Below are 12,265 nucleotides of genomic sequence, written 5' to 3' on the forward strand. Positions count from 1 at the left end.
CTTAAACTTGTTTCTATAAATCATTCTGTAGATACAGATGGATCAGCTTGTTCTTTGACAGGAAGTACTTGCACAAAGTGATTTTCAACATTCGTTAGTAGTGCACGAAGCTGCTGTGCTTCCTCTGTCTGACCATTCTGTTCGAGCAGGTCAGTATATTTACCTAAAAGTTCGTTAATATCCTGTTTGCCCTTTTCATTTAGATCAACAATTGAAACTTTTGCACCTTTAGCAATTCTTCTCTGAATGGCTTCTTTGGTTAATCCCATTTCTGGCTGCTGACGAATATAAACAACCCCGCCTGTCATTCCTGCGCAAATCCATGGACCTGGGTCACCGAGTACAAGGCCGCGGCCATTTGTCATATATTCAAAGGCAAACCCTTTGATGTTTGCATTAGAACCGATATTCCCACCTTCATTTTCCGGAAGTGGCTTTTTAACTGTACCACCGATGATTAAATCTGCACCAGAAAGTCGTATTCCAGCTCTTGCGTCTGCATTTCCTTGCGCGATAAGAAGACCCTTTTGAGCACCATAGCCGAACCCTTTTCCTACCGAACCATTATAGTATTGACCATTCTTACCTTTTGATTTTAATATTTGGATATTCCCACCAAAGGATGTTTTTCCAACGCCGTCTTGACCGCCGCCATTAACAGTGATTTCGATTCCTTCACTATTATAGGCACCTAAGCCATTTCCAGGAATGGAACCGTCTTTATAATTAAGCTGAACCGATGGTAACTGCTTATAAGAACCATCTAGTCTTCCGCGGACACGGTGACAAGATACACGACTTCCAAGTACTCGCTGTTCGGATGTAACACTAGTGAATTCACGAGAAGAGTGTAATTGGTCCACACTGCCATCTAAGTATTCTGCTCCGACAGCTACTTGCATTTGCACCTCTTCAATTGATTTTGACGCTTCTGTTTTAGCAAATTGGCTGATTTCTAATGGTTTTAGCAAATAAGAGAGGCTAAGTTGACCCTGGCCTTTCATTTGCGCTAATAAATCAGAACGACCAACTGCATCTTGTAGATTGCGAACTCCAATTGAAGCCGATAGACTCTTTAATTCTGTTGCAAATGCAGTAAAGAGATTCATTATTCCTTGTACAGCTAAATCTAATTGTCTTGGAACAAAACGTCTTAGACCGTGTTCTTTTGCCTGTGCTTCTGATTCAATTTGAGTGGCAATACCGACGTGACAAGTATCTAAATGGCAGCCACGGCAGGTCGTACAACCAATTGCCAGCATAGATAATGTCCCAAAGCCAACACGGTTAGCACCAAGGAGCATAATTTTCATAACGTCCATTGCACTTTTCATACCGCCGTCAGCCCAAAGTTCTACTTTGTGACGAAGGCCGCTTTCAAGCAGGGCATTATGGGCAGCTTTTACGCCAATTTCAACTGGTAATCCAACATGCTGTAGTGCGTGAATTCTTGCAGCACCTGTTCCGCCATCGAATCCGCTCAAAGTGATAATATCTGCTCCTGCTTTTGCAATACCAACTGCAATTGTTCCAATGTTCGGTACAACAGGGACTTTAACTGCAATTTTTGCTTGATCATTTGCCGTCTTCAATTCTAAGATCATTTGCGCTAAGTCTTCAATTGAGTAGATATCGTGATTGTTAGATGGAGAGATCAAATCGGAACCTAGGGTTGCATTACGTGCTTCAGCAACCTTTGCTGTAACCTTCGAACCTGGAAGATGACCACCTTCACCAGGCTTTGCCCCCTGACCAATTTTAATTTCTAATAGGTTAGAAGAGTTAAGAAGTTCAGCATTTACACCAAATCTTCCTGAGGCAATCTGCTGACCTCTTGTTTTTGGATACTTACCGAGCATATCTTTAATTTCTCCGCCTTCACCATTTAAGCTAACCATATTTAAACGGTCTGCACCTTCGGCATAGGCTCTAAATGCTGTTTCATTCTGAGAACCAAAGGACATTGAAGAAATAATGAACGGTAAATCATGGTCACCGACACGAAGGTCGACATCTTCTGGTACTAACTGTTTATTACTTGGTTTAAGCTGAATTAAATGACGGATCGTTGTTGGATTCTCTGTTTCTTGTTCGGTGATTTTATCACGATAAACATCGTAATCTCCAGTAGATGCTACTTCACCAATTGCCTTCCAAATCCGTGGGAAGAGATGGAAAGTCTTTCCGACTCTTTCCTTTTCATTGTGGTAATCTTCGGCTCTTGATAAAGCATCAAGTTTCATTGCTTCAAAATCAGTTTCAAGTTCTTTCGAACCAAAAAAGTTAACAATTTTTAATAGATTGGCAATATCCTCATGTAAGCCGATACTTGAGAATAATCGGCCATATCCGCGTAGTTCATGAATACCAATTGTTGAAATTACTTTTTCTAGCCCTTTAGTAAGTGCACTATAAAGGTTTATTAGAGGTTTTGATGTCTCGTCAAGAACCGTTAGGAACATATAGTAAGGGCTGATTAAGTCTGCACCTAATCCGAATGCCGTAATGATGTCATGAAGTGAACGAATTGCAGCAGAACGTAGGACTAAAGAACATTCTCTTCTTATTTCTGCTTTAACAAGTGCCTGATCAATGACTGAAGTTACTAAATGCGGATCAATCCAATAAGAATCTTCCTGATGTGCTTTTGCATCATCAAGAACAAGTAAAGTTTTTCCTGCTTGAACTGCCTGAACGGCTTCATTTGCAAGTCTTTCTAACGCTTGCTCTAATTTTTCTTCTTTACTGAATGTAGCAGAAATAAAAGTTACAAGCTTCCGTGCCTGAAAATGAGAGACAACTTGATCAAAACTTGGTTGATTTAAACTCTCAGATAAGTCATAGCCTGCTTTCCCTTCCAATAATAAAGGGGTAGTTAATTCAATAACTGTTTCGCTATTTTCTTTATTGAATAGAGTTGGACGCTTTCCAATAATGACACGTGTTGAAAAATGTTCAGTCTCACGGTCCCGGTCAATTGCAGGATTCGTTACAACCGCAACACTTTCTTTAAAATAATCAGCAATATTTTTTCTTTCTGGGTTAAGTGCAGCTAGTGGTGCATCATGACCAAGAGATCGAATTGGTTCCACACCTTTTTCCGCCATTTGTTCGATTAATTGAATATGATCTCGTTCCCAGCCAAATGCTTTATATTGTCCATTATGGATTTTGTCAGGATATGTCATCGTAACTGTTTTTCCTAATGAAGGAGGCAGCAAACGAGCCCTAACTTCACTAATATTTAACTTTTCAGAAAAACGGGAATAGACTTCAGTTTGAAAACGATCTTGCTCAAAAACCTCAAGCGTTTCACCATTCCATTTAAAGCCAACCTTTTCACCTGGTGCTAAAGGCTTTGGTTCGTTAACATATTCGCTCGAAGAAATGATTCCTGGTTCAGAGGAAAATAAATAAGAGCTTTCTGTCTCGAGCATCCACAGCGGACGGAGTCCTAGTGCATCAACACTAAATACGGCTTCATCACCATATCTTGAAATAATCCCTGCAGGACCTTGAGCAAAATGCCCCCATGCTTCTCTTAGGTAAGTATATAAGTCTTGAAGATTTTCAGGATATGCCTTAATTTCATTGATGATTGGCGGGAATAAAACATCGATTGCTTCAAATAATGAAAAACCTTCGCGGCAAATTAATGTTTCCATTGTCCTGCTTAAATCTTGAGAGTCACTGCCATCTTTGACAAGGGGTACACCAATCATTCTTGCTTCATCTCGAAGTTTGGCAATGGTATTAATTTCTCCATTATGTCCAAGAACACTAAATGGCTGTACTCTGAAGAAGCTTGATAAAGTATTTGTAGAATAACGATTATGTCCAAGCGTCATGGTTGAAGCCACAAGTGGATTCGCAAGGTCATGGTAGAAACGTGGGAGAATATCTCCTGCACCCATTACCTTGTATACGACATGGTTGTGACTTAATGAAGCAACATGAACTTGATCATTCGATTCAAAATCAATTAATACTTCGAAAAGGCTCTTGGTTAATTCTTGGCCAGTTATTGAAGAAAGACAGGCAAATTGCCAGAAAATAGGATTTTCCTGGATGGCGATTGGGCCAAGTGCAGAAGAATCCGTTACTTGATCTGATTCAAATACTACATCAAAGCCGTATTTCTCTAGCTTATTAAGTAATTCCTGTTTGGTAGTTTTCCAGTTTACTTTTTGACTAATAAAAACATGCCCAACAGCAAATTCATCTTTTTCAGCAAGTGTTGGTTCTTGACCTGCTTGAAGCAATTTTTCTTTCCAAAGCTCCACTGGGATATCGGTATGAATGCCGACACCGTCGCCTTCACCATTTATAAATCCAGCGCGATGATTCATGGTCACAAGCGCGTCTATACAATCAAAAATATTTTTTCTAGTTGGACGCTTAGATTTTTCAAGACATGCAACGATTCCGCAAGCATCATGTTCTTGTTTGTGGAAATCTTTAAATAGGGAAGGGGTCCATTTTTGTGTCATCATATTAGGCTTTAGCAGTAATCTACTAAGGCCATTCACCTCCTATGAAACTAAAAGTTTAAGTATAAATTCGTGGTTGTGTATTCGTTTGTCACTTTAACGGGGTATATAGTTAAAGGATAAATTAAAAAATTAGTAATTTAATAGTATCATAAGAATTTTCAGAAATCAAATAAATATACATTATTTTGGATAAGAAAATAGTGGATAAAAGGCACTGATTTGATTAGTGAATATGTTAATGTAAACGTTTTCAAAGGGTTTAAAAGAATAAAAGGAAGTGATTTCCACTTCCTTTTGTGCATAAAAATTGTATATTTATTCGTTCGAGAGTAAAGAAAATGCATTTCTTACTGCATGTAAAGTGGCCTCGATATCCTCATCTGTATGAGCGATTGTTAAAAACCATGCCTCATATTTGGATGGAGCAAGATTTATTCCTTGATGGAGCATATGCTTAAAGAACTTTGCAAAGGTTTCTCCGTCTGTATTTTCTGCTTGAACATAGTTTTCAATTTTTTCCTTTGTAAAATAAACAGTTAGAGCACCTTTCAAACGATTGATTGTTATATCGATATTATTTTCTTTCGCAGCCTCTAAAATTCCCTCTTCAAGAATGGCACCTAAACGGTCTAGGTAATCGTAAATTCCCTCTTGTTTTAGGACTTCGAGACAGGCAATTCCCGAAAGAATGGATGCTGGATTTCCTGCCATAGTTCCTGCTTGATAGGCAGGACCAAGCGGGGCTACTGTTTCCATAATTTCTTTCCGTCCACCGTAGGCGCCAATTGGCAGGCCGCCGCCAATTATTTTTCCAAGGACGGTTAAATCAGGTTCGATTCCTAATAAATTTTGGGCACCACCGTACATAAACCGAAACGCTGTAATGACCTCATCATAAATCACAAGCGCACCTGCTTCATGGGTTAAGTCATTGACCTGCTGTAGAAATCCAGGTTTTGGTTCGACGATCCCGAAGTTTCCGACGATGGGCTCCACTAATACACCAGCAATTTGGTCCCCCCATTTCTCTAAAGCTTCTTTAAATGGTTCAATATCATTAAAAGGTACTGTTATTACTTCTTGTGCAATACTTTTTGGGACACCTGCAGAATCTGGTGTACCTAATGTAGATGGACCGGAGCCTGCCGCAACCAGGACAAGGTCAGAGTGACCATGATAACAGCCTGCGAATTTAATGATTTTATCCCTTCCAGTATAAGCACGGGCAACGCGTATTGTTGTCATGACAGCTTCTGTCCCAGAGTTTACAAACCGAACTTTTTCCATCGAAGGAATGGCTTCTTTCAACATTTTTGCAAATTTAACTTCATGTGGTGTGGGTGTTCCATATAATACACCACTTTCTGCGGCGTGTTTGATTGCTTCAGTAATGTGGGGATGGGCATGACCAGTGATAATTGGCCCATAGGCAGCTAGATAGTCAATATATTGGTTTCCGTCCACATCCCAAAAGTATGCCCCTTGAGCCCGTTCCATTACAACGGGTGCTCCGCCGCCTACGGCTTTATAGGAACGTGATGGACTGTTTACTCCGCCCACAATATGTTCAAGTGCTTCATTATGTAATCTTTCTGAATTAATAAATTTCATATATTTCCCTCCTTCAATTACTTCTATCCCATTTTAGCACTTTTTCAGCTAATTTTTGTCTGTTTAACTATTCGGATATTTCATGAATGCGTGCTTGTTGTTTTATCAATCTTATTTGGCTAAACTAAATTTCTAGGTCATTGTTTTGGGGGGAGAAAATGAATAATGTAATAGAAGTTAATAATTTGCGAAAAGAATTTAAGGCATATTCCAGCCGAACAGGTTTAAAAGGAGCATTTAGGGATTTATTAACAAGAAATTATAAAATTGTTCCTGCCGTTAATGATATTAATTTCTCTGTGAAAAAAGGTGAAATGGTAGGTTATATCGGTGAGAATGGCGCAGGAAAATCAACCACCATTAAAATGCTGACCGGAATTTTAACTCCGTCATCAGGAGAAATCGTGGTAAACGGGATGAACCCGCATAAAGAACGAGAAAAATTTGTCCAGACAATTGGGGTTGTGTTCGGACAACGGTCTCAATTGTGGTGGGATATCGCCGTTCAAGAATCCTTTCGCCTCTTGAAAAAAGTGTACAAGGTGTCCGATGAAGATTATAACAGCCACATGAGTCATGTGATTCGCACGTTAGATATCGAACCGCTGCTAGATAAACCAGTAAGAAAATTATCGCTAGGTCAGAGAATGAGATGCGAACTTGCTGCTGCGCTCATTCACAATCCGCCATTATTATTTTTGGATGAACCAACGATTGGATTAGATGTGCTTGTAAAGCTAAAAATTCGTGAATTTTTAAAAGAGATTAACGAGAAATATCAGACTACGATCCTTTTAACTACACACGATTTAACAGATATTGAGGCATTGTGTGAGCGAGTAATCATGTTAGATGAAGGTAAGGTCATATATGATGGGGCATTAAAGAATCTTCAGGAGAAATGGGGGGAAGGGAAAGAGATTCAATTTCAGTTTCTTGAACATGTCGAACTGTCTGCTGTGCATAACCTCACCAGTGAAATTCCTGTAAAGTGGGACCTGGACGAAAAAGGGCAAATCTTTACGGCTACGCTGGAAGATAATGATGAAGTTATTTCTCAAGTCATTGCCAAGCTGGTAGCTGCAATTAAAATAAAAGATATCAAAATAAATGAAACGTCGACGGAAGAAATTATTCGAAATATTTATGAAAAGGGTGCGGTATAAGTGGATAAATACCTTGAGATGATTAGAATCCGCTTTTTAATGATGCTTGCATACCGGACCAATTATTACACGGGAATTCTAATCTATAGTATTAATATTGGTGCCTATTATTTTCTATGGTCTGCGATTTACGGGAATAAAGAGCAAATTGTTGGTCTTTCAGTTACGCAGATGACCACGTATGTTGCTGTTTCCTGGATGGCCCGTGCCTTTTACTTTAACAACCTTGATCGTGAAATGGCCCTGGAAATTATGGAGGGTAAAGTAGCAGTTGAATTAATTAGGCCCTACAACTACTTGGGGATGAAAGTTATGCAAGGGTTAGGGGAAGGGATTTTCAGGCTATTCTTTTTTTCGGCACCGGGGTTGATTATCGTTTATTTTGTCTTTCCAGTTAAATTTACGTGGGATCTAAGTGTGTGGGGATTGTTTGCCATTTCCATTTTGTTGAGTTTCTTTATAAATACGGAGTTGAATTTACTAACAGGAATTACTACTTTCTTCATATATAATAACTCTGGGCTGATTCGAGCCAAACGTGTTGTCATTGATTTGTTCTCTGGGTTGTTACTGCCGATTAGTTTTTTTCCGGGCTGGGCCCAGGCTGTGATGAAATATCTTCCCTTTCAAGGAATTAGTTATTTTCCGAGTATGATTGTGACCAAAGGTTTTTCTCAAGCACAGGCCATTGATGCAATCACTCAACAATTTGTTTGGGTAATACTGTTATTTTTTCCAATCCAAATTCTTTGGTCCTTGGCAAAGAAACAACTAATTATTCAAGGGGGGTAAGAGTTAGAGTTGTTCTATATTTCGATGTTTTTTCAATACCTATCACAGTATTTAAAAACGAGACTTCAATATCGAGCCGATATTTTTGTTGAATTTTTCTCAGATCTATTATCACAAGCGATAAATTTAATTTTTATATTGGTTGTATTTGGTCATACCAATTTACTCAATGGCTGGAGCAAGGATGAAATCATCTTTATTTATGGATTTTTTCTTGTCCCATCTGCTGTTTTTTCTGCATTTTTTAACATTTGGGATTTTAATGAACGGTATATCGTGAAGGGGGAATTGGATCGAATCTTAACCAGACCAATCCATAGTCTCTTTCAAATCATCCTTGAGAGGCTTGAACTAGAGTCCTTATTAGGAGCTCTTACAGGAATTGCTGTGATGTTTTATGCCGGAAACCGACTGGATCTTTCATTGCATTGGTTTGATCCATTTCTATTTATCCTTTTTGTCATTGGTGGGGCACTTGTTTATGGAGGAGTTTTCATCATGATTGCCTGCATTAGTTTTTGGGCAGACGCTCGTACGTCGCTAATGCCCATGATGTACAACATTAGCAATTATGGCAGGTACCCAGTAAATATTTACAATAAACTCATTCGATTTGTCTTAACATGGGTGCTGCCATTTGCCTTTGTTGGTGTTTACCCCGCTGCCTTTTTCCTTGGCAAAAAGGAATGGTTTTGGTATTCATTTTTAACACCTGTTATTGGTGTTGTTTTCTTCCTCATTGCTGTAATGATTTGGAATCAAGGTGTAAAGAAATATAGAGGAGCAGGGAATTAGTTTTAACAGATATTTTATTGTCCAAGCTAGCATAGAAATAAACTACAAAAAGTAAAATTTTGAGGTGGTTTATTGTGTTTTTTTTCTTGCTTCCAATTGTTATTTTTTGCATCTTCATGAGTTTAAGAACGCTTTTTATTCCTAATACAGTTAAAGATAAGTTAGTATCCATTGATAATTTTTTGTATTTAGGCTCGGTTTATTTGACGGTTATTCTTGGCTTTGGACTTATTTATTTACTTTTTGAGTTAATTGGCATGTCCTTACTAATGGAAGTTAATAATCAAGATAACAGGAATATTTTTGAGACTAGTTTTTATTTTAGTGCGATGACCTTATTTTCAGTCGGAAATGGTGATGTCATTCCACAGGGGATAGGCAGGATTATTACAGTAACAGAGGCGTTGATTGGATATACATTACCGGCAGCTTTTGTAGCTCGAGTTATGTTTGACCGGGAAACATTATAAGTGATGCAGGATAGTTGTTTTATATGGGTGAATTTTGTTACGCTTACCTAAAGGAATTATTATATGGGAGTGGTAAATGATGACGGTTGAAATTGGAATGCAAGTACCAAATTTTGAGTTAGAGGCCAATAATGGCGAGACAGTAAATCTATCAAATTTCCGAGGCACAAATATCGTTTTGTATTTTTATCCAAAGGATATGACGCCAGGATGTACTACAGAAGCATGCGATTTTCGAGATCAAATTCAAAAATTTACTGAAGTGGATGCAGTTATTTTGGGGGTAAGTCCAGACCCAGTTGACCGTCATCAAAAATTTGTCGAGAAATATGGATTGCCTTTTCTTCTTCTAGCAGATACAGAACATCAATTAGCAGAAAATTTCGGAGTGTGGAAGTTAAAGAAAAACTTTGGTAAAGAATATATGGGAATTGAAAGGTCTACATTTATTATTGATAAGGAAGGCAAGCTCGTGAAAGAATGGAGAAATGTCAAAGTCAAGGGTCATGTTGATGAGGCTTTATCATACATAAGGGAGCAGCTCAGCTAATTCCTTAACAGAAGCCTATTTTGTTATGGGAAGGCATTTGTCCAATGCAAGTTACGTCAGATTGAATATCCTTTTATTAGGGCATACCTCCTCAGATAAATTTTGGGTCCATAGTGGCCCTTTTTTTTATGGAGACACAAAGGGTTTTTATATTTTGAGTTTTCTAAATATAGTGACAGGTGTTATGATGAAAAAAATGCTCGCATAATAATGCCTTGTAGGCGCTCTTATTAACAGGGGGTTTAATAAATGAAAATTTACACTAAAACTGGTGATAAAGGAACAACTTCACTAATATACGGAAAAAGAGTGGCGAAAAACGATTTACGTGTGGAAGCATATGGCACTTGTGATGAAACCAATTCAATGATTGGTCTTGCTCTTAGCTATTTAAATAAGGAAAATTTTCAAGGGAAAGAAATAATTGATACTATATATCATAAAATACAAACAAATCTCTTTCATGTAGGTGCAGAACTGGCCACCCCAAAAGGAATGGAAGTGAAGTGGGCACTTGCTTTATCAGATGTTGAAGAATTGGAAAAACAGATTGATGAATGGAATGAGGCAATTCCAGTGTTAACAAATTTTATCTTGCCAGGGGGACATCCTGCAGGTGCTGCTTTCCATGTGGCGCGAACAACAGCAAGGAGGGCAGAAAGATGCGCTGTTGGATTAGGTGAAGAGGTTAATCCACTTGTATTAGCTTATTTAAATCGACTTTCCGACTTATTGTTTGTAACTGCACGCTATGTAAATTTTCAATTAAGTGCATCTGAACAAACATTACATGGAAAAGGATAATAAACATTATTTGTTAATAAGATAACAATATTGACAAAAGTACATTTTACTTAGTAAAATTAATTATAACAATTATAAAGTAAGAATATTTTTTAGAAAGAAGGTGCATGGCGATGAATCAGTTAAAAGAAGCGTTGGATACCTTAAAGGAAACAGGGGTACGCATTACTCCACAACGTCATGCGATACTTGAATATTTAATAAACTCGATGTCACATCCTACTGCAGATGATATTTATAAAGCCCTTGAAGGAAAATTTCCGAATATGAGTGTGGCGACGGTTTACAATAATTTGCGAGTATTTCGTGAAGTAGGTCTTGTGAAGGAACTGACATTTGGGGATGCTTCAAGCCGATTTGATTTCGTTACATCTCATCATTATCATGTCATCTGTGAAAAGTGTGGAAAAATAGTTGATTTTCTATATCCAGGCTTAGATGAAGTGGAGCACCTAGCTTCCCATGTAACAGGTTTCAAAGTTGAAAACCACCGTATGGAAATCTATGGTTCCTGTCCGGAATGTGCAAGTAAAGAGGTTCATTAACCTTAAAGTAGCAGATTTTTGTGAATAAAGAAGGAAGACTTAACCACAGTAGCTTTTTAGCAAAATGGTTTAGTCTTCCTCTTTTATTTTCTTATTTTTTATTATATGACTCGTCAAATTCCTTGCCTACTAGATTAGGATCAAGGGTTAATGGTTCACGACAATACATACACATATCCACTCGACCAAGCATTTTCGTATGCTTTCCGCAGTTAGGGCATGTTACTTGGATAGTTTTTGTTGATAGCATACCAATCCAAAAATAAACAATAGTACTTGCGATAATAAAAAGAAGGCCCAAAATCATAAAAATGGTCATAATAAGTGGAGAAGTTCGAAAAAAGATCCCGCCATACATAACAATGAAACCTATAAAAATTAATGATAATGCAAAGGTACGAATTTTATTTATTTTACTCGAATATCTTGCCATGTTACTCCCTCCTAGAGAAACTATACCATAATTATGGTAAGAAGGAAAAAGCAAGGATGAGAAATGTCGAAATTTGTCTCCGAAGAAAGAAGGAGATTTGTTATCATTGTCGAAGTTATATTGCTACCTGAAAAAAATGGAGGAATAATAGATGGAAGATATCCTTCGGCCTATTTATCAAGAACGGGCGAGCCAATTGAATACTCTTGGAGTATTGATGGTAGAAAAAAAACAAAAGTTAAGTCATATAACAGATTCATTTGATGTAATCTTGTTAGTCCTTGTCAAAGAAGCAGAGCAGCCCCTATTTATTAAGCATTATACCTACCACGATAAAAAGGCAGCCATGCATATCATCACGGAAGAGCAGTTGAATGAATGGATTTTATTAGGATCGAATCGGAAAATATTTGAATGGCTTTATGAGGCCAAAATCATTTTTGATCGGAACGAATATGTAGCCAATTTAAAAACAGAATTGCGTGATTTTCCTTTTAATGGGCGCAAAATAAAAATAGGTTTAGAATTTGCAAAATTGATTCGACGCTATGTGGATGGAAAAGCTTTATTTGAAAGTCATCAGTTTTTAGATGCCTACAATTATGT

General features: G+C 37.8%; 11 protein-coding genes (1 of these 11 running past the window's edge). 8 read left to right on the top strand and 3 right to left on the bottom strand.

Translation table 11 applies throughout. From position 1 onward, the window contains the following. Positions 1 to 20 precede the first annotated feature (20 nt). Together AC4QJR_RS05945 and AC4QJR_RS05950 are read right to left on the bottom strand one after the other, a co-directional pair. Entirely contained in the window at positions 21 to 4,490 is a 4,470-nt protein-coding gene (locus AC4QJR_RS05945; protein ID WP_496526627.1) for a glutamate synthase-related protein, read from the bottom strand. Between the two features lie 318 nt (positions 4,491 to 4,808). Then, entirely contained in the window at positions 4,809 to 6,104 is a 1,296-nt protein-coding gene (locus tag AC4QJR_RS05950) for a glutamate-1-semialdehyde 2,1-aminomutase (protein WP_496525629.1), read from the bottom strand. Between the two features lie 158 nt (positions 6,105 to 6,262). Between AC4QJR_RS05950 and AC4QJR_RS05955 the strand changes: the two genes are divergently transcribed. The 7 genes from AC4QJR_RS05955 (at position 6,263) to perR (ending at position 11,226) form a co-directional block, all read left to right on the top strand. Beyond that, entirely contained in the window at positions 6,263 to 7,270 is a 1,008-nt protein-coding gene (locus tag AC4QJR_RS05955) for an ABC transporter ATP-binding protein (protein ID WP_098576227.1), read from the top strand. Next, positions 7,271 to 8,062: an ABC transporter permease gene (locus tag AC4QJR_RS05960; RefSeq protein WP_251459027.1), complete on the top strand. Its 792-nt coding sequence runs from the start codon at positions 7,271 to 7,273 to the stop codon at positions 8,060 to 8,062. It abuts the gene before it with no gap. Between the two features lie 9 nt (positions 8,063 to 8,071). Next, positions 8,072 to 8,857 carry an ABC transporter permease gene (locus AC4QJR_RS05965; protein WP_496525630.1) on the top strand — a complete coding sequence of 262 codons (786 nt, stop codon included), beginning with the start codon at positions 8,072 to 8,074 and terminating at the stop codon, positions 8,855 to 8,857. Positions 8,858 to 8,931: 74 nt separating this feature from the next. Continuing rightward, positions 8,932 to 9,327 (top strand): ion channel, encoded by a 396-nt coding sequence (locus tag AC4QJR_RS05970; RefSeq protein ID WP_306460612.1) that lies wholly within the window; start codon positions 8,932 to 8,934, stop codon positions 9,325 to 9,327. Positions 9,328 to 9,406: 79 nt separating this feature from the next. Next, positions 9,407 to 9,877, top strand: coding sequence for a thioredoxin-dependent thiol peroxidase (gene bcp / locus AC4QJR_RS05975; protein WP_375376842.1), 471 nt, complete (start codon positions 9,407 to 9,409; stop codon positions 9,875 to 9,877). A 249-nt stretch (positions 9,878 to 10,126) separates the two neighbouring features. Next, positions 10,127 to 10,681 carry a cob(I)yrinic acid a,c-diamide adenosyltransferase gene (locus tag AC4QJR_RS05980; protein ID WP_496525631.1) on the top strand — a complete coding sequence of 185 codons (555 nt, stop codon included), beginning with the start codon at positions 10,127 to 10,129 and terminating at the stop codon, positions 10,679 to 10,681. 107 nt (positions 10,682 to 10,788) lie between these two features. Further along, positions 10,789 to 11,226 carry a peroxide-responsive transcriptional repressor PerR gene (perR, locus tag AC4QJR_RS05985; RefSeq protein WP_026564336.1) on the top strand — a complete coding sequence of 146 codons (438 nt, stop codon included), beginning with the start codon at positions 10,789 to 10,791 and terminating at the stop codon, positions 11,224 to 11,226. Positions 11,227 to 11,317: 91 nt separating this feature from the next. Here perR and AC4QJR_RS05990 read toward each other — a convergent pair whose 3' ends face one another. After that, positions 11,318 to 11,659 carry a YgzB family protein gene (locus AC4QJR_RS05990; protein WP_098576222.1) on the bottom strand — a complete coding sequence of 114 codons (342 nt, stop codon included), beginning with the start codon at positions 11,657 to 11,659 and terminating at the stop codon, positions 11,318 to 11,320. A gap of 151 nt (positions 11,660 to 11,810) precedes the next feature. Here AC4QJR_RS05990 and AC4QJR_RS05995 point away from each other — a divergent pair, with 151 nt between their 5' ends. Beyond that, positions 11,811 to 12,265 carry the 5' portion of a nucleotidyltransferase-like protein gene (locus AC4QJR_RS05995; protein WP_251459024.1) on the top strand. It continues 421 nt past the right edge of the window, so the window shows 455 of its 876 coding nt (coding positions 1–455); its start codon is at positions 11,811 to 11,813; its stop codon lies off the right edge, out of view.

The sequence above is a fragment of the Neobacillus sp. BP17 genome, assembly GCF_059579525.1.

What these genes read in the sequence shown, in the direction of transcription:
- AC4QJR_RS05990 (WP_098576222.1), bottom strand. Translation starts at nt 11,659, where the DNA reads ATGGCAAGATATTCGAGTAAAATAAATAAAATTCGTACCTTTGCATTA.
- bcp (WP_375376842.1), top strand. Translation starts at nt 9,407, where the DNA reads ATGACGGTTGAAATTGGAATGCAAGTACCAAATTTTGAGTTAGAGGCC.
- AC4QJR_RS05950 (WP_496525629.1), bottom strand. Translation starts at nt 6,104, where the DNA reads ATGAAATTTATTAATTCAGAAAGATTACATAATGAAGCACTTGAACAT.
- perR (WP_026564336.1), top strand. Translation starts at nt 10,789, where the DNA reads ATGGCGATGAATCAGTTAAAAGAAGCGTTGGATACCTTAAAGGAAACA.
- AC4QJR_RS05980 (WP_496525631.1), top strand. Translation starts at nt 10,127, where the DNA reads ATGAAAATTTACACTAAAACTGGTGATAAAGGAACAACTTCACTAATA.
- AC4QJR_RS05955 (WP_098576227.1), top strand. Translation starts at nt 6,263, where the DNA reads ATGAATAATGTAATAGAAGTTAATAATTTGCGAAAAGAATTTAAGGCA.
- AC4QJR_RS05945 (WP_496526627.1), bottom strand. Translation starts at nt 4,490, where the DNA reads ATGACACAAAAATGGACCCCTTCCCTATTTAAAGATTTCCACAAACAA.